The sequence below is a fragment of the Mucilaginibacter flavidus genome (assembly GCF_024055575.1).
GTDB classification, from domain to species: domain Bacteria; phylum Bacteroidota; class Bacteroidia; order Sphingobacteriales; family Sphingobacteriaceae; genus Mucilaginibacter; species Mucilaginibacter flavidus.
Genome location: NZ_JAMXOE010000015.1, coordinates 87,994 through 111,175, shown reverse-complemented (window position 1 = coordinate 111,175; position 23,182 = coordinate 87,994). Strand labels below are relative to the sequence as shown.

Sequence of the window (23,182 nt, the reverse complement as noted above, 5' to 3'; positions counted from 1 at the left end):
TTGTGGTACTTTGAGGAAATAACGCAATGAAAAAGCTATTGAGCAAAAACGTTACCCTGCCTTAAATAGCCAATATCTCCACAATCTTTAAAAAGTCGGGATTAATTTCGCCAATGTGTTTGGTGGCATGTTCAAACGGCGTGTAAACAATATCATTGTGTATTAAACCAACCATTTCGTTGCGATGGCCAGCCATCAGCGCCTCAACAGCGGCAACACCTACACGACTTGCAAGTACACGATCCATACACGAGGGCCTTCCGCCGCGCTGTATGTGGCCCAGTACCGATACGCGGGTATCGTAGTTAGGGAATTTTTCTTTTATCTGGCGGCCTACTTCAAAAGCATCGCCTGCTTCGCCATTTTCGGCAAGCATAATTATTTTTGATGATTTGTCTTTACGGCCGCTCTCAAGCTTGTCGAAAACAGCCTGTATATCGGTTTTAGTTTCGGGTATCAAAATTGTTTCGGCGCCTGCAGCTATACCGGTGCGCAGCGCTATCAGGCCCGAGTCGCGGCCCATTACCTCTACAATAAACAGCCTGTCGTGCGATTCTGCTGTGTCACGAATCTTATCTACTGCATCAATTACTGTATTAATAGCAGTATCATAGCCAATGGTAAAATCGGTGCCGCAAAGGTCGTTATCAATTGTGCCGGGTAATCCTACAACCGGGATGTCATACTCTTCACCAAAAACGCGAGCACCACGGAAGGTACCATCGCCGCCAATAGCAACAAGGGCGTCAACGTTATGCTTTTTTAAATTTTCGTAAGCGGTTTTGCGGCCTTCCGGGGTGCGGAACTGATCGCTGCGGGCGGTTTTTAATATAGTGCCACCACGCTGTATAATATTCGAAACCGATTTACGGTCCATCGGGAACAAATCACCCTTTATCATGCCGTCATAACCCCGGCGAATGCCCGTTACCGCCAAACCATAATAAATAGATGAACGAACAACCGCCCTTATGGCAGCGTTCATGCCCGGCGAATCGCCGCCGGAAGTAAAAAGCCCTATATTTTTAATTTGCGTCATTGTGTGAGGGGCGCTGTCCGCTCCGTAAAAGTACCTGAAACAATGCTTTAATAACGTAAAAACGGCTTTAACCGGTACATTTTTAAAGTCGCCGCGAATTTACACTATTTTTTTGGGTAAGGGGAGGGTTTTTGTAAAATGAAGGGAGAAGAATTGTAATTATACAACCGTGATGAACCTCTCAGTCGGCATGGACCAAATACAATAAGTCCGCACGTCAATGTAAACAAAAAAACTGGCCGGCATTTTGGCCGACCAGTTTTTAATAACGTTTAGATAACCTTAAAAGTTAGCCCTAACCTCTTCGGCTGTCTGGCTAACTTTGCCAAGTGCGTCCTGTGCCAAATGTTTCGCTTTTTCAAACCAATCAGGCGCATTATCTGCGAGGTCTTCTATAATCGAGCGGCCATCCGCATTTTTTTTGGTGATGTAGTTAATACCGTATCCTACGGCAGCGCCAACTATAATAAATTTAAATATGCTCATAATTTTATGTTTTTATTAAAACGGTGTTTAGTTGATAATGTTTTTTGAAGCCGGATATTTAACAATTAAACTATAACTTCAGAAAGGCAAAATCCACTTGGGTAGATCGCAGAACTGCGCTAATACATAGAGCTAAAATGTCGTCGAGGTGAAATCCGGTATTAAATTAACGTGAGTTCGATATAAGGATTGTTCCGGAAAAATCTACATTGTGTATCGATGGCTTGCATTTCGCCTCACCTAAACGGGGAAGCCCTCATGTAATAATCCTCTCAAAAGGAGAGGTCTTGAACTTCAGTCTTCGAACGTTCCTTTCAAAACCCTCCCCTTTGAAGAGGGCAGGGTGAGGCGAAGACCAATCATTTGAGTGTCGCTATCAGTCCATTGAAACCTGCTCTCACGTCGAACTCACGTTAAATTAATTATTTATCCACCTAACTTTATCTCTTCAGTTTTGTATATAGTTTTGTAGATTACGATTTTTTTAATGTAGACACTTCCTATGAAGAGATTTTTGCCCGTTTTGTTACTGCTGTTGGTTGCATGTAAACAAAAAGACTACAATGCCGATTTGCTTGTTAAAAATGCGGTTGTGTACACAGTAGACGACAAATTTAGCACTGCCGACGCCTTTGTTGTAACAGCAGGCAAAATAGTGGCAGTTGGCAGGGCTGATAGCTTGCAGGAAAAATATAATGCCCGGCAGGTGCTTGATGCGGGCGGCAAGCCAGTTTATCCCGGTTTTATTGATGCACATGCGCACTTTTACGAGTATGGGCTCGGTTTGCAGGAAGCTGCGCTTGAAGGTACAAAAAGCTGGCAGGAAGTAGTTGACTCGGTGCAGTCATTCGCCGCTAAAAACCCCGAAGGTTGGATAGTTGGCCGCGGCTGGGATCAAAACAAATGGAAAGTAAAAGAATTCCCCAATAAAGCTAAGCTCGACTCGTTGTTTCCCGCCCGCCCGGTAATATTGAGCCGGATAGACGGCCACGCTGTTATGGTTAACCAGGCTGCTTTAAATTTAGCCGGCGTTAAACCTGGCCAAACTATAATAGGCGGTAAAATTGAAACCATAAACGGCAAACTTACGGGCCTGATGATTGATAATGCCGAAGGAATAATTACCCGTAAAATACCACCTCCAACCGAACCGGTTACCCAAAAAGCCTTTATAGAGGCACAGCAAAACTGCTTTGCGGTTGGTTTAACAACTGTAGACGATTGCGGGCTCCCTTATACTATGGTAAATACAATTGCCCAGTTACAACACAAGGGCGCTTTAAAAATGCGCATGTATGTAATGCTGAGTGATAATGCCGACAACTATGATTACCTGTTTAAACGCGGCGCTTACAAAACCCCGTCCCTTAATGTGCGTGCGTTTAAAGTTTATGCCGATGGTGCGCTTGGCTCACGCGGTGCATGCCTGCTTAAGCCATACGCCGACCAAAAAAACTGGAGCGGATTTTTATTGAGCCAGCAAAAGCATTATGAAGAAGTAGCACAAAAAATAGCAGCCCATGGTTTCCAGATGTGTACCCACGCTATTGGCGACTCGGCAAACCGGGTGATATTAAAAGTATATGCAAGTGTTTTAAAAGGTAAAAATGATAAGCGCTGGCGCATCGAACACTCGCAGATAGTGGCGCCCGAAGACGTTAAGCTTTTTGGCGAATACAGCGTAATCCCGTCAGTTCAACCAACTCATGCAACATCTGATATGAATTGGGCCGGCACGCGGCTTGGCAAGCAGCGCCTAAAAAGCGGCTATGCTTACAAGCAATTGCTCGACCAAAATGGCTGGATGCCCCTTGGTACCGATTTTCCGGTTGAAAACATTAACCCGATGTATACGTTTTATGCAGCAGTTGAGCGTAAGGATTTAAAAGGACTCCCCGAAGGTGGGTTCCAGATGGAAAATGCCATCAGCCGTAAAGAAGCATTGCAGGGCATGACCATTTGGGCAGCTAAAGCAAATTTTGAGGAAAAGGAAAAAGGAAGCATTGAACCCGGCAAGTTTGCCGATTTTGTGATACTCGACGATGATATCATGAAAGCCAACGGCTCAGCATTGCCAAAAATTAAAGTATTAAAAACATTTATAAACGGAGAGCAGGTTTATGCTAAGAAATAGGTGGCGCTTATCCCCCATTATAGTTTTAACAGGATTCATATTATTCAATTCGGCTTGTGCACAAAATCCCCCATTTACAGGCCAGGCATATGTTAACGAAGAAAAACTGGTTGAAAAATCAACGGTGCTGTTAAACAATGCATCGTATTTAATCCCCCTGCAAAACCTGGAGCAATTGAAAGTTGCCAGCATCCATTTTTCTAATGTGTATGCAAGGAATTTCGATAGTCTGCTAAACAAGTATACCAAGGTTACCTCATACAATGGAAGTGATTATACCGGCATGAAAAGCCTCGATGATTTATCATCCGACCTTAAGTTTTACAACACACTCGTTGTGCAGGTAAATGATGCCGATTTAAATAATCCGCTGCTGCTTAATTTCATCAATACTAATCAAAAAGTAAAAAATGTAATCGTAGCCCTGTTCGGCTCCAATGTGGGGCTGGCTAAGCTGACAAACACTGCAGTGCCGGTTATATGGAGCCAACGTGTAAATCCTGTATCTGCATTTTACAGCGCCCAGGCCATTTTTGGCGGTGTAGCTGTAACCCAAAAACTTACCCGGTATGTGTCGCCGCTTTATAATACGGGCATGGGTTTTGTCACTAACAAAATACGCCTGCAATACACCGTACCCGAAGACGCAGGCATGAGCACGTCAAGCCTTACAGGGATTGATAACATAGCTATAGAGGCGATGCAGGAACAGGCTACGCCCGGCTGCGTGGTGCTGGTAGCGCGCGATGGGAAAGTGATATTCAATAAGGCTTATGGCTATCACACCTATAGTAAAACGATGCCCGATAAACTAACCGATATTTTTGACGTGGCATCCATGACCAAAATATCGGCTACGACGATGGAGGCCATGCAGCTTACTGATCAGGGCAAATTAAACGTTGACTCCACCCTTGGTTATTACCTGCCCCAGGCACGCAAAACCAACAAAAATGATTTATCGGTTCGCGAAGTGCTGGAACACCAGGCCGGGCTGATACCAGATATACCAACTTTTGATAAGGTAAAACCAACAGACCACACCTCCGATTCATCAGCGTTTTATCCAACCAAAGTAAATGAAAACTATTTTTTGCGGAAGGATTATTTTAAAGACGTAATGTGGACCGAGATGCTTAACTCGCCCGTAAAAACCAGGGGACAGTATGTATATAGTGATTTAAGTATGTGTTTTATGCAGCAGGTTGAAGAAACCGTTACCGCAACTCCGCTTAATGTGTATGTTCAAAAACAATTTTATGATCCGTTAGGGATGCAAACCGCCGGTTTTCTTCCGCTTTATCGTTTTTCCGTCGACCAGATTATACCTACCGAAGACGACAAAAAAGACAGGCATGCCCTGCTTGACGGCTATGTACATGACCCTACCGCTGCCTTAATGGGCGGCGTTGCGGGCCACGCCGGTTTATTTGCCAGTGCTAACGACCTTGCCATATTATACCAGATGATGCTTAACCGTGGCACCTATGGTGGTGTTGAATACATCAAATCTGCCACCGTAGATAAGTTTACCGCAAAGCAGTCAAATGTAAGCCGCAGGGGATTAGGTTTTGACCGCTGGGACCCAATGGTCGATCACCATTACCCCTCAAAACTTGCATCAACAGAATCCTACGGCCATACCGGCTTTACCGGGACCTGTGTTTGGGTCGACCCGAAATATAATCTTGTTTATATATTTTTATCAAACAGGGTACACCCTAATGTTAGCAGTAAGTTATCAAGCCTGAATATTCGCCCCAGGATACAGGATGTAATTTATGAGGCGATACAGAAGGGGATGTGAGGGTAGGCATATTTATTTATGTTGATGACTGCGATGCCGTTTTTAAGAAAGCGCTTGATAATGGCGCCACAACCCTGATGCCTCCAGCCGACCAAAGCTATGGCCGTAACGGCGGGGTTACGGATGTTTTTGGCAATACATGGTGGATAAAAAGTGTAGCGGCATTGACATAACGTGTAATACCACTTGCTTTTTATTGCTACTTATGCGCATGTCCCCAAAAATAGCCTATAATTAGTGCTACAACTATAAGCGCCCAAAGGATATACTGCCGGGTTTGGCGGGCGTTTACGGTTTTTTTAAGTTCGCTTATCTCCGCCTGGTTGGCCAGTTTTTCGTTTTGGAGGCGCATGTTTTGCTGCTGCAGTTTAGCCAGCGTGCCGCCCACTTCCATTGGTTTTTGCTGCTCCAACTGGTAGCGCCTGGAAAAGCCGCCCTCTTTTAAAAATTTTTCGCCTTTGGGTTTCAGAATGAGTCTCTCTGGAAGCTCATAGTCACCGTGTTTGCCTGATTCGGCTATAAGATCCTCGCGGGCCAGCGCCTGCACCATGGCAAAGGCCGAGGCTTCGTCGTTGTCGAAAAGCTCGAGCAGTTGCCCGCGCGTCAGGCTGTCGGGAATGCCGAAGGCTTCCAGCACCGCGTCGAGCATTTCGCACTCATATTCATTCAGATCCGTCATCGCTGCAAATTTCGCCATAATTAAAGAACAAGGCAAGTGGGAAAATGTTATAGGCTAAATAGGGGATATTTCCGGAACGCAAGGCCCTCTGCGAGGAAAGAAGAATTGGGATGGTGAACATTAGGTTGCTTAAATAAACTCCCATTCGAAGCCGCCTGCGTGTACTGAATGGTAATCACCAATCATCCGTAAAGGCCTTTGCCCGCATGTTTCGAGTGCCTCAGCATGACAGCCTGTTTTTACGTACTGCTACTCCCCACTGCCACTACTTCCCTCTTCCGGCCATGAACTATCAACCATGAACTATCAACTATTTTACTTCTTCTTGATCGTATTCTTCACCGGCCTTGCTGCTTTTACGATATCAAAAGCATCATCAGCCTGAGCTTTGGTTTTTACGGGGGCAGGTTTGTCGGCAAGTTCGGCTAATATGGTGCGGCCGCCTTTTACTACCTGGCCAAGCTCAACTTTAATTTCGGTACCAAGAGGTAAAAACACATCCACCCGGCTGCCGAATTTGATAAAGCCAAACTGTTCGCCCTGACTTACCACGTCGCCTTCTTTTACATACCACACAATGCGGCGGGCAAGCGCACCGGCAATCTGGCGGAATAATATAACTACACCGTCCTCGTTTTCAATCGCAATGGTGGTACGCTCGTTTTCGGTAGACGATTTTGGGTGCCAGGCCACCAGATATTTGCCTTTGTGGTACCTGAAATATTTTATAACGCCGGCTATAGGGTTGCGGTTAATATGCACGTTAATAGGCGACATAAAAACTGATAGCTGTATGCGTCTATCTTTCAAAAACTCAGTTTCTTCGGTTTCTTCAATCACCACTACTTTGCCATCAGCGGGGCATAGCACGTGTTTGTTGTGCGCTTCGATGGTGATTTTAGGGCTGCGGAAAAACTGTACGATGATTACAAAAAGGAAAAACGACAGGATATAAACTATCCATTTTACAACATGAGCTTCGGGGAAGTAAAATTGTATAAACGCATTCAGTATAAATATAAACAGTATGCAAATGGCTAAGGAAGTGTATCCTTCTTTATGAAAAGTCATCATTGGGGTTGTTTGTTATAGTGCTATTGTATGCTGATAATTTTGCAAAACTACTAATTTGAAATGAAGTATAGGTAAGTATATACAATAGGGGCTGCTAAAAGCAACCCGTCGAACCTGTCTAACAAGCCGCCGTGACCGGGCAAAATACCGCCGGAGTCCTTGACATTAATGCTCCGTTTAAGCATTGATTCCACCAAATCGCCCGTAGTACCTACAATGGATATAATCAATGCCATAATAATCCAGTGCTGCATGGCAAGCCCGGTATGGTAGTGGCCGAATATGCGCGCAGCTGCTACGCTTATGAAAGCTCCCCCGATAAAGCCTTCCCATGTTTTTTTAGGCGAATGGCGTTCAAAAAGCTTGGTCCGCCCAATGGCCCGTCCAACAAGGTAAGCCCCGGTATCGTTACTCCAAAGCATTATTAAAAAGCCCAGCGGCATGTACAGGTTAAAACCACCGGTCGCGTAAGCCAGCCCATGAAAAAATGTGAACGGTACAATGGTAAATATCAGCCCCAAATAAGTATAGGCAATATTAGTAAACGGCGCTTCCGACTTTTTAAAAAGCTCGGACACAAATATGGCAGCCGAGGCAATTGGCAGCAAAAACAGCAGCTTGTGCCCTATATTCATTCCCGCGAAAACCGGTATGGAAAACACACCTGAATAGCAAATCACGGCAAATGCAGCAAATAGCAGTGCGCCGGTTACAATCCCAACAATGGCATTTGGGCCGGCGGTGTTTTGTTTTATCAGCCCGTAAAACTCAAACAAGCAAAAGCAGCTTATCAGCAGGTAAAAACCCGCAAAAACTAAAGGGCCCAGCATTACTGAGGCCAGCATAACTATAACAAATAAAACTCCGGTAATTGCGCGTGTTCTCATTGGGTAATTTGATTCAGGATGATCACTTCAATGGCGTTGCTAAAATCGTCCTGGTGCACGTAAACTTCAATATCGCCAAACGAGCGGTGGCTCGAGTCCTGTTTGTTTAATAATACGGTTTCTATATTTTGCCCTGCAAGGGCCTGCTTTACCATTTCCGACTGGTAAAAGTTTGAAGAAGCATAAATTTTAATCCAGTTCTTCTCCATTACTCAAAAGCGGTTGTTGTTTTCGTGAGTCGGTGACTTTTTTGTAAATGATAAGCAGCGCGGCCGTAACCAACAGGCTTATCATGTAGGCAATGTTGTTAAATACATGCTGGTTGTTTACATCGCCGGTAAAAATTTTTTGCTGAAACAGGTAAGTGACAATCACAATGGTAGCGTTATTAATAAAATGTGCCCAGACACCCGTCCAGATACTGCCGCTCCAGGCCACAAAATAACCAAAGAACAGCCCCAGCAGCAATCTTGGCAAAAAGCCAAAAAACTCCATATGGAATGCGCTGAAAAGTACAGCGGTTATCCAGATAGCCACGTGTATATTCTTCGTCCACTTATAAAATATAGTTTGCAATACCCCGCGAAACATAAACTCCTCTGCAATGGCAGTAAACAATCCTATAAACAACACGTTTGATATTACGTCCCAAATGCTGCCCATCTTTAGCATGCCTTCCATTAGCTTTTCGGTTTGTTCCTCGCTTTCTTTCATCCACTTTAACCAGGGGGGCAGCACCATTTTTTGGTTAAGATTTGATAAAAACTCGATTAGTGGCATCGACAGGAACATAACTGCCAACACAATCAGCAGCAAAGTCCACGGAAAACGGAATGTTGGTTTAATATAATCCGGAACATCGCGAACGATCACCCATGCAAAAAACAGGGGAGATAGCAAAATTGGCAACGTTGTTCCGGCGGTTTGTATTATCCATATCGAGGTCATAAAATGCGGCACCGTCATGTCAAGGCTGGCCAGGGAAGCAAGGGTTTTCATACCATATAACCCAATTACTATCCCGCTGCCTATCAGGTTGCCAGCTAAAAAAACAAATAGAAAAATGCCGATAAACGTTAAAAATTGCAGTCCGGGGTGCATCTGTTTGTCACCCTTTTCTAACTGTTTATATGGAGTATTTATCATCCGGGTTAAAATACGTATTTTTGCACGAAGATAACTGATGTCGGTACAAATAGGAAATATTGATTTAGGGGAGTTCCCGCTGTTGCTGGCGCCAATGGAAGATGTGAGCGATCCGCCTTTCCGTTATGTGTGCAAGCAGAACGGGGCCGATATGATGTACACCGAATTTATCTCGAGCGAGGGCCTGATACGCGATGCCGCGAAAAGCCGCCAGAAACTCGATATTTTTGAGTACGAGCGCCCAATAGGCATCCAGATTTTCGGCAGCGATATCGACCATATGCGCGAAGCTACCGAAATAGCTACCCTTGCCAATCCCGATTTGATGGACATTAACTATGGCTGCCCGGTAAAACAGGTGGCTTGTCGTGGCGCCGGCGCAAGCCTGCTGCAGGATATCGACAAGATGGTAGCCATGACCAAAGCCGTGGTTAACGCAACCCACCTGCCCGTAACGGTGAAAACCCGTTTGGGCTGGGACGATAACACCAAAAATGTATACGAAGTTGCCGAACGCCTGCAGGATGTGGGTATAAAAGCCCTCACCATACATGGCCGTACCCGTGCCCAGATGTATAAAGGCGTTGCCGACTGGCACCTTATCAGCGAGATAAAAAAGAACCCAAGGATACAAATCCCAATTTTTGGAAATGGTGATATCGATTCGCCCCAAAAAGCTGCCAACTGGCGCATGGAGTTCGGTGTGGATGGCATGATGATAGGTCGCGCTGCAATTGGCTACCCATGGATTTTCCGCGAGATAAAGCACTACTTTAAAACCGGCGAATACCTGGACAAACCCACCATTGCCGAACGTATTGACGCCTGCACCACCCACCTGCAAAAATCTATAGAATGGAAAGGCCCGAAAACCGGGATATTTGAAATGCGTCGCCATTACAGCAATTACTTTAAAGGTATTGAGAACTTTAAAGAGTACCGTATGCGCCTGGTTACCGCCGGCACGCTGGAGGAAGTAATGGAGATTTTAGAGGAAGTGAGCCTAAACCCAAGGTATGCTGAAGAGACCGCAGGGATGGAATCTTAGGCCACATCGAATGCACGCCTAAAATAAATTCACTTAACACTTTCCTGCTGACATACCGTTGTCACTACCGCTTCTTTCCTTTGTTTCAAATCAAAACAACCACAACATGAAACAACAGGAATCAACCATCGAAGTAAGCGTATCGCCAATTGTTTATTTAATGAAAAACTATGCCGACTATAACCTGTGGGCAAACGCAACCCTCATCAACTGGCTGCGTACCAAGCCGGCCGACATTTTGGAAAAGGAAGTACCCTCCTGTTTTAATTCGATCAAAGCAACCATTGTACATATCTGGAAAACCCAGCGCTATTGGTTATCGGTAATTAAAAGAAGCGAGCCCGACGGGTTTGATGAATTTAACGGCATGCTGGAAGATGCTTTCAAGGGCCTTGTGGAGCAGTCTGATATATTAGCCGATTATGTTAAGGAAATGACCGGCGAGGCAATTGAAGAAAGCACTTTGGTAGTTAGCCCGTGGTTTCAGTGTGATTTTCAGAATTTTGAATACATTATGCAAGTTATGAACCACAGTACGTATCACCGCGGGCAAATTATAACTATCGGGCGCAACCTGGGGTTTACCGATGCACCCATGACCGATTATAATTTTTATAATATACATGGGAGGTAGCCTAATGTGTTCCTGTTCACAGTGAAACACAAGGAACGGGGTGGAACGGTAAAATTCAATACATTTTGGAAAAAAGCGCATTTTTGGCTCGCGATGGCGGTTTTTTAACTAAAAGCGCCACAAAAAATGATAAAAGTGCTGACAAAACAGTGTCAGCACTTTTATCATGCTAAATGCTTAAGGCGTTTAGATTTGACAACTTTTTGAAAGTTGTCAAATCTGATCTTGTTGTCAGGATTTTTATAATTTCCATTTTTACCTGCATTAGCCTATCTTTAAAACCCAATACAAAACACAGATGTCGGCCGGGTTAAAGAATTTTATTTCGCAATATGTAAAGCTGGATGAGGCCGAGCTGGAGGATATTGCCGGCAGGTTTAAATCGCGCAAGATTGCCAAAAACGATTTCCTGCTGAGCGAAGGCGCCGTTTGTAAAGATCTTGTTTTTGTGCAGGAGGGCTGCCTGCGCTTGTACTATGTGGTAGATGATATAGAGGTGTCGGTTTGGTTTGCGTTTAAAAATTCGTCGGCTATTGATATTTACAGCTTCATCAGCGAAAAACCCTCGGGCTACTTTTTGCAGGCCATTGAGGACAGTGAAATTTTATACCTGCCTAAAGCTGAACTCGACAGACTCTATCAAACCCACCCCAAAACGCAGGAAATGATACGCCGTTTTTGGGAAGATGCCATATTAACCCTCATCGACCGCTTTACTGCACTGCAACGCGACAGTGCTGAGCAACGCTATTTAGATTTGCTAACCAAACCGCCTTATATTCAAAAAATCCCGCAGAAATATTTGGCCTCGTTTATCGGGGTTACGCCTACGTCGTTGAGCAGGATACGGAAAAATATTAGATGATTATTGGGGGGATTACACCGATTATTTAGGAATGATTGCACCGATTTTGTGGCAATCATTCGTCAGGCGTAGTTGCTTCGTATGATTATTGCAATTTATCCTATCTTTAAAACCAAAATAATACCCGGCCATCGCCGCCAGCCAATTATGAAATATCGCCACTTTATTATAACCATTGTTTGTATAACCATGCTTACAGCTTTTAAGCCTGTTGAAAAACGGGTATTGTTTGATGATTATCCGGCCTATTCCGGGAACGATCTCGGAGTTAAATATTCGCCATTAAAAACGGTTTTTAAAGTTTGGGCGCCGAAAGCCTCCGAAGTGAAATTGAGATTATATGATGCCGGGGCAGCGGGTGAAGCTATCAACACCATCAGCATGGCAAAAGGCCTTAACGGCACCTGGCGGGCATCAGTCAACAAAAACATAAAGAATAAATATTATACGTTCCAGGTGAAACAGGATGGTAAATGGTCGCTTGAATGCCCGGACATTTACGCAAAAGCGGTGGGTGTAAACGGGGCACGCGGCATGGTAGCCGATATGGCTGCAACCAACCCCGCCGGCTGGCAAACAGATAAAAAGCCGGCATTAAAAAACTTCACCGACATAATACTTTATGAGTTGCATATCCGCGATATATCTGTCGACCCCAATTCAGGCATCAAGCATAAAGGTAAGTTTTTAGGCCTTGCGGAAAGCGGCACAAAAAGCCCAGATGGTGAACCAACCGGGCTGGATCACATTAAGCAACTTGGTGTTACCCATGTACACCTGCTGCCTTCGTTTGATTATAATTCGGTTGATGAAACCAAACCCGATGCCAAATATAACTGGGGCTACGACCCTTTGAATTATAATGTTCCGGAGGGAAGTTACTCCACTAGCCCTTATGACGGTAATGTGCGGATAAAGGAGTTTAAAAAAATGGTGCAGGCCCTGCACAAAAAAGGGTTGAGGGTGATACTTGATGTAGTGTATAATCACACCAGCGATGTCAAAAACTCAAACTTTAGCCAGTTTGCGCCGGGATATTTTTATCGTAAAAATACCGATGGCACTTATGCTAACGGGACGAGTTGTGGTAACGAAGTCGCGTCAGAAAAGGCTATGGTGCGCAAGTTTATTATTGAATCGGTAGTGTATTGGGCAAAGGAATATCACCTTGACGGTTTCCGGTTTGATTTAATGGGCGTGCACGATATTGAAACCATGAACCTGGTAAGTGCGGCCCTGCACAAAATTGACCCCACCATTTTTATTTATGGTGAAGGCTGGACGGCAGGCAATACGCCATTACCCGAAGCCGACCGGGCCGTAAAGAAGAATACTGCCAAATTAGATAAAATAGCGGTTTTTAGCGACGATATACGCGATGGCATAAAAGGCGGCTGGAGCAGTATGAAAGACAAGGGCTTTGTAAGCGGCGCGCTGGATAAGGTGGAAAGCGTAAAATCGGGTATCATAGCATCAACGCCAAATAAACAGGTGGATTATAGCAAAGTAAATTATTCCAAAGAAGCATGGGCGGCGCAGCCCTTTCAAACGATAACTTATGCATCATGCCATGATGATAACACCTTGTTCGACAGGCTGAAAATATCCAACCCCGGCGCTTCGGAAGCGGACCTGATTAAGATGGATAAACTTGCTAATGCGATAGTATTAACGTCGCAAGGGGTATCCTTCCTGCATTCGGGCGCCGAAATGCTACGCAGCAAACAGGGCGTGGCCAATTCCTATAACTCGCCCGATTCCATCAATCAAATAGATTGGAGCCGCAAAACCAAATACAAGGCAGTTTTTGAATATTATAAGGGGCTTATCGCTTTGCGAAAAAATCACCCTGCATTCAGGATGCCATCAACCAAAATGATACAAGCCAACTTAAAGTTTATTGATACCGGCGATGCAGGGGTGATAGCTTATCAAATCAGCAACAATGCCAATGGCGATAAATGGAAAAATATCCTGGTGGTGTTGAATGGAAATGCATCTGCCAAAGCAATTAAATTGCCTGCAGGCAAGTGGACTATAGTAGCAGATGAAAATGTTGTAAATGAAAAAGGAATAAAACAAATAGCAAGGACGGAATTGGCTCTAGCTGCTACAAGCGCATATGTTTTGCATGGCAACTAGCTTCACGCAGCTAACTGATACTCTATCTTCTCAATTAAACAACTAATATCGAAAGGCTTGTGCAAAACATCATCGGGTGCACCTTTTTGTTTTAACGATTCATCGATGGATTCGTCGCCCGAACACATGATAACCGGCAGGTTACGGGTGGTTTTATTCAGTTTGATGAGCTGGCAAATCTCGCGGCCGTTAATGCCGGGTAAAATGGCATCGAGTATAATTAAATCCGGGTGATCGTTTTTAATATGTTCAAAAACATCGGTGCCGGTGTTGGTTGCAGAAACTACATACCCATTATTTATTAATATGTAGGTCATTACCTCAATCATCAGCATATTATCATCTACTATTAATATTTTCTTCGGCATTATTCTTACTGCTTTAAATATTGCAGCCATATAAGGTAATACAAAGCCCATGCCACTTACCAAAATCATAAAATATAACTGCTTAGTTTTGAGGTTTTAACGTTGTGGTGTATATATTTACAGAATAATAAAGCAGATTTAAAACACAATTGATCACTTTTATTACATTTGACAGCTATTAAACTGATTCGCGCTAAAAATGGATAATATTAATATTAAGATACTTGCTAAAAAATTAAATATTTCAACTTCCACCATTTCGAGAGCATTTAACGGCAGCCCTGATATTAATAAGGACACTAAAGAGAAAATACTGGCATTTGCCCGAGAACACAACTTTTTGCCCAACCACTACGCCAGCAACCTGCGCGACAAAAAAAGCCGCACGCTTGCGGTAATTATCCCCGAAATAACCAATGATTTCTTTTCGCAGGCCATTAACGGCATCGAAGAGATAGCGCGTAAGAAAGGCTTTTATATTTTGCTTTACCGTACCGACGACGTTTTCGAAAAAGAAGTATCGTTTGTAAACTACCTGAATAATGGAAAAGTTGATGGCATCATCATGTCGGTAAGCGGCGAGGCCAACGACCACAACTATCTGCGTAAGCTGGAGCAAAAGAATATCCCGGTGGTGTTTTTCGACCGTGTGTATGAAGACATAGAGGCCGCTAAAGTTACCACCAATGACTATGACAGCAGCTTTGCAGCAACCGAGCACCTGATTGATACCGGCTGCAAAAAAATAGCCTACCTGGTGGTAAACAAAAGCATATCAATTGGTAAAGTGCGTATGCAGGGCTATGTAGATGCCTTGCAAAAACATAACGTACCATTCAACGATGAACTGGTGATTGATTGCAGTAACGATGAAAAAATAAACTACGGTATTCTGAAAAAAGTGCTGGAAGAAATTAAGCCCGATGGTATATTCAGCTCGGTTGAACGTTTGGCATTTGCAACCTACCACGTGTGTAATGACATGAACATCAACATTCCGCGCGATTTGAAGGTGATCAGCTTCTCCAGCCTGGGTATAGCACCCTTACTTGGCCCGCCACTATCAACCATAACCCAGCCGGCTTACGAGATGGGTATCAAAGCCGCAACCCTGCTATTTGAAGAACTGGAAAACAAAGGCAAACCAATCAGCAAAAAAGAGCACGTACTTAAATCCAAACTGTTTATCAGGAAATCATCCGGTGGATGATTTTTCTGCTCCCCCTTTAGGGGGCTGGGGGGCTATTCCTTCACCAACTCCTTCAGCGCCTTCTCCGCCTGCTTTTCTTCATCCCGAAGCCGGCGTTTTTCCTGGCGTATTTCTTTGCGGGTTTTGCCCGCGGTGTCAATTAAAAGTTCCTTTTGTTCCTCGGCGTCGCGCAGCTTTTTAATATCCGCTTTAAGTTTTGCTTTGACGTCTTCCTTTTTAATTTCTTCTTTTTTAGCCACTACCGAAGTGTCTTTTTTGCCAAACAAACGCTGAAAGAAGGTCGGTTTTTTAACTTCCGGCTCAACAACTACTACCGGCACAGCCTTTTCGTCATCATCCTGCTTTATCAGGCTGTCGGCAACTGATTGGCTCACCGGGGCAACCTCGCGGCGCATGCTTTCTTTCAGTCGTACCTCGTTAAAGCCATATTCATTGCTGCTATCGCGCTGTGCCCGTCCGTGCCCGGCCATCAGGTTGCCTATCAAATTAAAATAGCCCGCCAATCCTGGTCGTAAGGAACCGTCGGGCTCAAAAGAATATAGGCCTGTTTTTGGGTGGGGCACAATGCTGGCTAAGTAAATGCTTTCGCCGATAGTAAGTTCGGCAGGCGATTTGCCGAAATAATAGCGTGATGCCTCACCAATGCCGTAAACATCACGGCCCCATTCAATAATATTGAAATACACTTCCAGCATCCGGTTTTTGGTCATGATGCGGTTGTTTTCTATCAGCCACACAATCAATATTTCTTCAATCTTCCGGGAAAGCGTTTTTTCGCGGCTCAGGAACGAATTTTTTATCAGCTGCATGGATATGGTGCTGCCGCCGCGCTTAAATTTTTTATCCTTAAAATCGGTAGCCAGCGATTTGCGGATCGACTCCTCCACAAACCCATGGTTGGTATAAAACGACGGGTCTTCTGCCGTCATTACCGCATTACGCAGGTTGGGCGAAATTTCATCCAGCGGGGTATAGTATGAATTGTCGGGGCCTATGAGCCGGGGCGCCATTGGTTTGCCGTTTTCATAAGGCACATAGGTAAAAACCTTGTTCAACTTACCCAAATCGGTTTTGCCATATTTAACAATATTGAAACCGTCTTTATCCAGCCGCGAATCAAACTGAACATCGTCAGGCTTTTCGGAATTTAAAAATACGTTCAGCTTATAATTCAGCTTGCCGGTAACCTGTATACCTTCTAACGACTCAAACATGCCCGACGGGAAAGAATCAAAAATATCCTGTGCGTTTTGCCATCCGCTGTTTACCTTGAGCTCATAAATTTTAACCGGGTTAAGTGTATATTTTGCGTAGGGGTGCGCCGTTATTTTTTTAAGATGAATGGTTGACGAACTATCAAGCGATAAGTAATTGCTGCCAACAAACAAATTGGCGTCGATGCCGGCATTAGGTATAACGATGTCGCTGCTCGACAGTCCGGGGTGATTGATTAGCAAGTTGCTTACGCCCCAATAGCCATATATGCGGGTTTCGCCGCCGCTGTGTTCCACTTTACTTAAGCGCGTGCTGGCTGTATCGAACGTTACCTTTAGCTTAAAGCGTTTTTCGATGTAGGGTATCTCTACTTTTTTACCTTCGGCATAAAGCTTTATGTCGATGTCTTTATCCGATGGGTGCATCCTCCCATCAAAATGCCAGAGGGCCCGGCCATTATCAATATTGATGGTTGAAGTTAGCTGGCCGCTTTTTATCAGTGCCGATTGAGCTAAAGCAGTAAAACTGCTGCTGTCGGTTTTAAGTGATACCAGGAAATTATTAAGCGTAAGGTTATCCGGGATTTTATAGAGCAACTGGTTAATAAGGTTGTTTGATAGTTCTGACAAATCAACCTTTGTTTTCACCGTGGTGTCCTGCTTCTTTTTAAACAGGAAATCGAAATTTCTGACGTGGTTGATGTCAGTTAAATTCAAATGCCCTTGCTGCAGGTTTACATAAGCCAGCTTTACATTGCCAAAAATGAGCGGCATCAGCTTTACGCTTACGGTAAACTCTTTTATACTTAATAAGCTATCGCGATGGTCGGGCACTATCGTAATGTCAGAAAATGCAACCGTGCTAAGCCCGGTAAACCGGGCCGAGCCAATCTCCAGGTCTAAATTATAGGTGCTGCGGGCTTTTTCCTTTGCTTTGGCAATGGCCTTTTGAAGTAAAGCTTCGCGTTTTGAATAAGCAATAAATCCACCTATTAGCAATAAAACAAATAAACAGGCAAGTACGATTGCCCCAATGCGGAGATATTTTGGATTGATATGGATTTTTTTAAGATCAGGCAGCTGCATCTAATAATATTTATTCAAAACTAAACTAATTATTATGCGATACAAACGCGGGGACCGGCAAAATGTTTCCCGCTGCCTTACCTGTTAAAAATCTTTATTTCGTCAGGCCATCACCCGGGTAGCTGCAATAGCATCAAAAACGCCATCCCACAAGCCAATTCTTTTTTGTAATGCAGTTATCGATGCATTGGTTATTTCTTCCCATTTCTGCGGATCATTGCCGCAAAGTTCGGCTGTCATTTCCAGTGCCAGGTGGCTATGGTGGCCGCCATCAACTTCAATATGGCGGTCGAGGTAATATTTGAATTTTGAAACCTCTCCCGGGAATTTATTATCAAGGTCGTTAACTATGGAGTGAAACATGTTAGGGATCAAATCTTCGCGGCCAAAAGTAAATACCGCAGCCTGCAAATAAGATTTGCCGCTGTTGATTACTTCAAAAGTGTAGCTCACAAACGCCTTAACTGAATCGGGTGCGCCGGCCAAATTAAAAGCAGCATCCATATCGCTCCCGTTTTTTAATTTCGCAATAAAATTGAGGAAAGCAGTAGCCCTTGCACCACACTGCTGCATGGCAGCAAGATACATTTCATAGTGACTTGCGCGATTACCATCGCCATCAACATCCGATTCTTCACCCGTAACAATCTCATTTATCAAATACCTGGTATTGGCCGAGCCAACCGGAAACCAGGGCACGCTGGTGCAGGTTAAATTTTGCTGCAATGCTTTTAAAAGCGACATAAAGTCCCACACGGCATAAATATGATGATCCATAAAAATCCCCAGGTCTTCAATACTATTTATTAAATCATAAACCTTATGGTTAATAATTTGCTGCCTTAACGGCTCAATTGCCTGTTGTAGATTTCTTATCTGATCGTTCATCTTTATCCCGGTTTTGTGGCGGCAAAGGTAGAGTTTTAAGGGCTACCTCAAATTTTGGGATGAGATGTAATCGGCTGTTTTGCGAATTATGAAAAAATTATGACACGAAAACAAATCATTTCCCTGCGATAACAATCATGAATTTATTTTTTTTGAACCTTGGTCATTTTTGAATGCACACCACCAGCCTCAATTTAGGTAACGTTTGCGAGGCCTCCAGAAGACGAAATATTTTGTTGTTAGGGCGTGATACATGACCTCAATTTGCGTCAAAATTTGCCGATAAAGCAACAATGCTTAAATAATGGCTTTTTATATTAACTGGTGATTTTGGGCATACCGGTGTGAATTTGTTTTTCAGCCAAAATAAAATGTGCGTGGCACATTTATTGAATAGTTTGTGAAAACTATATTTTTCTTATAAAATTATCTCTATTTCTCAGGCACTAAACTCATATCACTATATTTAATTGCGAATGAAAAAACTATCAAAACTAATTGTCGCTGTGCTATTTACTGCTATTGCACTAACTTCCTGCAAAAAGAGCTCCGACAATTCGCCTGCCGGTACAACAATGACTTTTAAGGCCAACGGTACCGCTGTTACCTATAATGCTTGCGTTGCTGTTTCGGCCAGCGTTAACGACGTGAACCAAACGCTTATTACCGGCACCAACCTTACCAACGGCAAACCGGGAGCTGCAAGCATGGAAGTAAATATCACCCATGATCTGGCTACATTAAAGGCCGGACAGTCTTATTCAGTTACCACTGCCCCGAAGGATGGGCTGATATTATTTTATTTTGTCAATGATTCTGATGTTTTTACTACCCAGCCGGCACATCCAATAGGTACGGTAACTATTACCGACGTAACATCGTCGACCATTAAAGGTACATTTTCTGCACAGTTATTCAGTGAAGATGATTTTACCGGCGATCACGTACTTTACACTATAGCCGGTGGTTCATTTACTGCCAAACGCGGTAACTAAAACTTATTTAAATTGGCTCTTGCCACTATCCTTCTAACGCAGCAATTTTGTTGCATTTATACAAAATTGTTACCTTAAATAAGATTATTAATACTTAGTTTTGCGGCAAGTACTAAAAGTAACAGCTGACCGTGAAATATAGTAAAAGCCATATTATCCACTCGTGGATATTATTGATCTGCTTCGTTGCAGGTCAGTATATGGTATATGTTCACCAGCATAAGCTGATAAAAACAAGCAGTACTTACATCACAATTAAGCAGCAAGCCAAGCAAACCGTTTCCGAAAAGTGCCAGTTGTGCGATGCTATGCACCACACAAGCATGATTGTTGGCAGCAATATGTTTTTTGACCACCAGGTTGTTGCCGATTGTTTTTATAAATCTCCTGCTTATAATTTTACAAGCCTCTCGCTTATACTTGCCGGTGGTCGCGCTCCTCCTTCAGTTAATTATTTCGCTTAAACTAAAAGCTAAACTGCTTTTCTCCGTTATTAACGTTGACTGTTTTGATTTTAAAAACCCTCCCGGATTAATGGGATTTAACAATCAATCAAACAACCAGATTTCTCAATTCCATCAGACCGATAACAATGAAATTTAAGATAAGAATATTAAACCTGCTGTTAATGTTGCTGTTAAGCACCATAATGGCTGAGGCAGAAATAACGACGCACAGAACCGATGAACTGGGGACTATTACAGGTACGGTAACAGATAAGGCCGATGGCAAAACCATTATAGGAGCCACTGTAAGCGTTCCCGACTTAAGGCGCGGCTCAATTACCGATGTGAACGGCCACTACTCGTTAGAAAATTTACCTAAAGGAGTTTACCTGGTACAAGTTAGCTACATAGGATATGCTACTTTTAACCAACGGGTTGATTTTACAAAAACTACTACGCTTGATATCCAACTTCAGGCATCATCAATAGAAACCGGCGAAGTAGTGATAACCGGCGTAAGTAAAGCTACCGAGATAAAACGCGACCCGGTGCCAATGGTAGCCGTAGGCAAAACCTTCCTCGATCAGCGTTCGGCAGCTGGTAATGTTATTGATATGATAGCCAATTTACCGGGCGTAAGCGCGGTAACAACCGGGCCAAATGTGTCGAAGCCGTTTATCCATGGCCTGGGTTATAACCGCGTGGTTACCCTGCAGGATGGCATACGCCAGGAGGGCCAGCAATGGGGCGACGAGCATGGCGTTGAAGTTGACCAAAACTCTATCGATCGTGTGGAAGTAATAAAGGGGCCGGCCAGCTTATCTTACGGTTCGGATGCCATAGGTGGTGTTGTAAACCTTATTACACCGCCGCCGGTTGCCAATGGTAAAATATTAGGTTCGGTACAGGGAACTTATGGCACCAATAACAACCTGCTGAACGGTTCGTTCAGGTTATATGGCAACAACAATGGGTTTGTTTGGGGTACGATTTTGTCGGCCAAAGAAGCCAAGGACTATCAAAACCCGCACGATGGCAGGGTATACGCCACAAACTTTAAAGAGAAAGACGCCCGCTTTATGGTGGGCCTTAATAAAAAATGGGGTACATCCTATTTCAACTTCTCGTTGTTCGACGACCAGCAGGCAATTCCGGATGGCAGCCGCGATTCGGTAACCCGCCAGTTTACCAAACAAATTACCGAAGATGACGCATCGCGCACAATTGTGCCCGCGTCTGAATTGAACTCGTACAAATTGCCGGTTTTGCACCAGCATGTACAGCTTTACCGGGTTTATAACAACAGCAATTTCAATGTAGGCGATGGCAATCTTTTGGTCAATTTAGGTTACCAGTTTAGCCATCGCAGAGAATACACCCATCCCGAAGATGCCGATATTGCAGGCCTGAACCTGCACTTGAGCACCTTTACGTATGATTTTAAGTATAGCTTTAATTTGAATAATGGTTATGAAACTACCGTAGGCGTAAATGGTCAGTATCAAAACAACACCATTGGCGATGCTACCGAGTTCCCGATACCAGCCTATCACCAGTTTGATATCGGTCCGTTTATTATCATGAAAAAAAGCTTTGGCAAGCTCGACCTTTCAGGTGGCGCAAGGATTGACAGCCGTTCGTTCCACGGGCAGGCGGCCTATATTGACACTGCAGGCAAATATCCTGTGTTGTACACACCGTCAAATGCAGCAACGCCACCAACTGTAATTTCTCAGTTTTCGGCCCTGAACAAAACGTTTTCGGGGTTTAACGGAAGCTTTGGTGCAGCCTATAATTTTTCGAACAATTTCCTGCTGAAGGCTAATATTGCGCGTGGTTTCAGGGCGCCAAGTATCGCCGAGTTATCTGCGAACGGACCCGACCCGGGTTCGCAAATTTACCACATCGGTAATAACAACTTTAAACCCGAATTTAGCACGCAGGAAGACATTGGTATGTTTGTTACCCTGCCAAATGTGTCATTCAGCGTTGAATTGTTTAACAACAATATCCAAAACTACATCTTCCAGCAACAGGAGTTGAATGCTGACGGATCGCCGGTACTGACGCAAGGCTACAACACATTTACCTACGTGCAAAGTAAAGCAACGATAAACGGAGGCGAGATTAGCCTTGATATACACCCGCTTAGCTGGCTGCACTTTGAAAACTCGATAGCCCTAACTTATGGCCAAAACCTGGGTACAGGCGGCCCGGTTGCCGATAGCTTAAAGTATTTGCCTTTCATCCCGCCGCTGCATACCCATTCTGAATTGAAAGGCAATTTCAGCAAAGGCTTTGGCAGCTTTAAAAATGTTTATGGCTTTGTGGGATTTGACCATTTTAGTGCGCAGAACCGCTTTTTTTCTGCATACGGAACAGAAACAAATACGGCAGGTTATAACCTGTTAAGTGCCGGTATAGGAACCGAACTGGTAAATACAGCAGGCCAGACCTGGGTTAAACTATTCATTGAAGGCACCAACCTGGGCAATGTAAACTATCAAAGTAACATGAGCAGGCTCAAGTATTTTGATAATGCAAACGTGCCGGCGGGCGTTCAGCCCGGGATATTTAACATGGGCCGCAACGTCAGCTTTAAAGTTGTTGTGCCTTTTGATTTGTCACCGCATCCCAAATCTTAAAACTAAAGTAAACTATAAAACCAGGGTCCCGCAGCAATGCGGGATTTTTTGTTTTTTAGTGATTGATCAGGGCTATGCTTAATGATTGACCATGAGCGGCGCAATTAGAGGTTTGAGCTACTTGCCCCTAAACATAGATGCTATCCAGATAATCAAGGCGATTACAACGATAACCGATATAATACCGACAACCGCGCCCGCCTTAAATATGCCTGTTATTACCGAACAACTGCTTAAGCTCATCAGCAGTATAATGAGGGATGGAAAAAAATATAATCTTTTCATAGTAGGTTTTAAGTAATATAATATTCAAAACGACGAATAAGTTTTAGCCTGTGGAATTTATTTTGATACTCGACAAATATCATCCAAAACAAAACCGCCAACTT

22 protein-coding genes are annotated in these 23,182 nt (G+C 43.9%); 11 read left to right on the top strand and 11 right to left on the bottom strand.

Features of this window, described 5'->3' with window-relative positions; all coding sequences use genetic code 11:
* Window positions 1–61: 61 nt before the first annotated feature.
* On the bottom strand, window positions 62–1,039 hold the full coding sequence (pfkA, locus tag NAF19_RS20230; RefSeq protein ID WP_252792153.1) for a 6-phosphofructokinase: 978 nt from the start codon (window positions 1,037–1,039) through the stop codon (window positions 62–64).
* Between the two features lie 282 nt (window positions 1,040–1,321).
* Window positions 1,322–1,525, bottom strand: coding sequence for a YtxH domain-containing protein (locus tag NAF19_RS20225; RefSeq protein WP_252792152.1), 204 nt, complete (start codon window positions 1,523–1,525; stop codon window positions 1,322–1,324).
* Between the two features lie 502 nt (window positions 1,526–2,027).
* Between NAF19_RS20225 and NAF19_RS20220 the strand changes: the two genes are divergently transcribed.
* From NAF19_RS20220 to NAF19_RS20210, 3 genes are read left to right on the top strand one after another with little or no spacing between them, the layout of a single operon-like run.
* Window positions 2,028–3,659, top strand: a complete 1,632-nt coding sequence (locus NAF19_RS20220) for an amidohydrolase (RefSeq protein ID WP_252792151.1) — start codon at window positions 2,028–2,030, stop codon at window positions 3,657–3,659.
* Window positions 3,646–5,466 (top strand): serine hydrolase domain-containing protein, encoded by a 1,821-nt coding sequence (locus tag NAF19_RS20215; protein WP_252792150.1) that lies wholly within the window; start codon window positions 3,646–3,648, stop codon window positions 5,464–5,466. The genes NAF19_RS20220 and NAF19_RS20215 overlap by 14 nt, the downstream gene beginning before the upstream one ends.
* Entirely contained in the window at window positions 5,463–5,639 is a 177-nt protein-coding gene (locus NAF19_RS20210; RefSeq protein ID WP_252792149.1) for a VOC family protein, read from the top strand. Before NAF19_RS20215 ends, NAF19_RS20210 begins: the two co-directional genes overlap by 4 nt.
* A 26-nt stretch (window positions 5,640–5,665) precedes the next feature.
* Here NAF19_RS20210 and NAF19_RS20205 read toward each other — a convergent pair whose 3' ends face one another.
* The 5 genes from NAF19_RS20205 to NAF19_RS20185 all read right to left on the bottom strand — a co-directional run bounded on the left by NAF19_RS20205 (window position 5,666) and on the right by NAF19_RS20185 (window position 9,252).
* The gene (locus NAF19_RS20205) at window positions 5,666–6,163 is read right to left on the bottom strand and encodes a hypothetical protein (protein ID WP_252792148.1); all 498 of its coding nucleotides are present in this window, start codon (window positions 6,161–6,163) and stop codon (window positions 5,666–5,668) included.
* Window positions 6,164–6,460: 297 nt separating this feature from the next.
* The gene (locus NAF19_RS20200) at window positions 6,461–7,216 is read right to left on the bottom strand and encodes a phosphatidylserine decarboxylase family protein (RefSeq protein ID WP_252792205.1); all 756 of its coding nucleotides are present in this window, start codon (window positions 7,214–7,216) and stop codon (window positions 6,461–6,463) included.
* 53 nt (window positions 7,217–7,269) lie between these two features.
* Window positions 7,270–8,106 carry a phosphatidate cytidylyltransferase gene (locus NAF19_RS20195; protein WP_252792147.1) on the bottom strand — a complete coding sequence of 279 codons (837 nt, stop codon included), beginning with the start codon at window positions 8,104–8,106 and terminating at the stop codon, window positions 7,270–7,272.
* Complete coding sequence (locus tag NAF19_RS20190; protein WP_252792146.1) at window positions 8,103–8,315, bottom strand: putative signal transducing protein; 213 nt, start codon at window positions 8,313–8,315, stop codon at window positions 8,103–8,105. Before NAF19_RS20190 ends, NAF19_RS20195 begins: the two co-directional genes overlap by 4 nt.
* Entirely contained in the window at window positions 8,296–9,252 is a 957-nt protein-coding gene (locus NAF19_RS20185; protein WP_252792145.1) for a CPBP family intramembrane glutamic endopeptidase, read from the bottom strand. Before NAF19_RS20185 ends, NAF19_RS20190 begins: the two co-directional genes overlap by 20 nt.
* Window positions 9,253–9,289: 37 nt before the next feature.
* Between NAF19_RS20185 and dusB the strand changes: the two genes are divergently transcribed.
* From dusB to pulA, 4 genes are all read left to right on the top strand, one after another.
* On the top strand, window positions 9,290–10,300 hold the full coding sequence (gene dusB / locus NAF19_RS20180) for a tRNA dihydrouridine synthase DusB (RefSeq protein ID WP_252792144.1): 1,011 nt from the start codon (window positions 9,290–9,292) through the stop codon (window positions 10,298–10,300).
* A 106-nt stretch (window positions 10,301–10,406) separates the two neighbouring features.
* Entirely contained in the window at window positions 10,407–10,934 is a 528-nt protein-coding gene (locus NAF19_RS20175) for a DinB family protein (RefSeq protein WP_252792143.1), read from the top strand.
* A gap of 298 nt (window positions 10,935–11,232) precedes the next feature.
* The gene (locus NAF19_RS20170; protein ID WP_252792142.1) at window positions 11,233–11,799 is read left to right on the top strand and encodes a Crp/Fnr family transcriptional regulator; all 567 of its coding nucleotides are present in this window, start codon (window positions 11,233–11,235) and stop codon (window positions 11,797–11,799) included.
* An 81-nt stretch (window positions 11,800–11,880) separates the two neighbouring features.
* Window positions 11,881–13,941 (top strand): type I pullulanase, encoded by a 2,061-nt coding sequence (gene pulA, locus NAF19_RS20165; RefSeq protein WP_252792141.1) that lies wholly within the window; start codon window positions 11,881–11,883, stop codon window positions 13,939–13,941.
* Between the two features lie 2 nt (window positions 13,942–13,943).
* On the opposite strand, the gene NAF19_RS20160 is transcribed toward pulA, so the two are convergent.
* Window positions 13,944–14,378 (bottom strand): response regulator, encoded by a 435-nt coding sequence (locus tag NAF19_RS20160; protein WP_252792140.1) that lies wholly within the window; start codon window positions 14,376–14,378, stop codon window positions 13,944–13,946.
* A gap of 130 nt (window positions 14,379–14,508) precedes the next feature.
* On the opposite strand from NAF19_RS20160, the gene NAF19_RS20155 reads away from it, so the two are divergent.
* Window positions 14,509–15,519, top strand: a complete 1,011-nt coding sequence (locus NAF19_RS20155) for a LacI family DNA-binding transcriptional regulator (protein WP_252792139.1) — start codon at window positions 14,509–14,511, stop codon at window positions 15,517–15,519.
* 32 nt (window positions 15,520–15,551) lie between these two features.
* Here NAF19_RS20155 and NAF19_RS20150 read toward each other — a convergent pair whose 3' ends face one another.
* Window positions 15,552–17,819 carry a transglycosylase domain-containing protein gene (locus tag NAF19_RS20150; RefSeq protein ID WP_252792138.1) on the bottom strand — a complete coding sequence of 756 codons (2,268 nt, stop codon included), beginning with the start codon at window positions 17,817–17,819 and terminating at the stop codon, window positions 15,552–15,554.
* Window positions 17,820–17,921: 102 nt separating this feature from the next.
* The gene (locus NAF19_RS20145; RefSeq protein ID WP_252792137.1) at window positions 17,922–18,707 is read right to left on the bottom strand and encodes a DUF3050 domain-containing protein; all 786 of its coding nucleotides are present in this window, start codon (window positions 18,705–18,707) and stop codon (window positions 17,922–17,924) included.
* Between the two features lie 476 nt (window positions 18,708–19,183).
* Here NAF19_RS20145 and NAF19_RS20140 point away from each other — a divergent pair, with 476 nt between their 5' ends.
* The 3 genes from NAF19_RS20140 (at window position 19,184) to NAF19_RS20120 (ending at window position 22,793) form a co-directional block, all read left to right on the top strand.
* Window positions 19,184–19,702, top strand: coding sequence for a hypothetical protein (locus NAF19_RS20140; RefSeq protein WP_252792136.1), 519 nt, complete (start codon window positions 19,184–19,186; stop codon window positions 19,700–19,702).
* 131 nt (window positions 19,703–19,833) lie between these two features.
* Complete coding sequence (locus tag NAF19_RS20135; protein ID WP_252792135.1) at window positions 19,834–20,166, top strand: hypothetical protein; 333 nt, start codon at window positions 19,834–19,836, stop codon at window positions 20,164–20,166.
* 128 nt (window positions 20,167–20,294) lie between these two features.
* A complete protein-coding gene (locus NAF19_RS20120) occupies window positions 20,295–22,793 on the top strand; it encodes a TonB-dependent receptor (protein ID WP_305884792.1) in 2,499 nt (832 codons plus the stop codon).
* A gap of 117 nt (window positions 22,794–22,910) precedes the next feature.
* Here the strand turns inward: NAF19_RS20120 and NAF19_RS20115 are convergent, their stop codons facing one another.
* The gene (locus tag NAF19_RS20115; RefSeq protein ID WP_252792134.1) at window positions 22,911–23,078 is read right to left on the bottom strand and encodes a hypothetical protein; all 168 of its coding nucleotides are present in this window, start codon (window positions 23,076–23,078) and stop codon (window positions 22,911–22,913) included.
* Window positions 23,079–23,182: the final 104 nt, after the last annotated feature.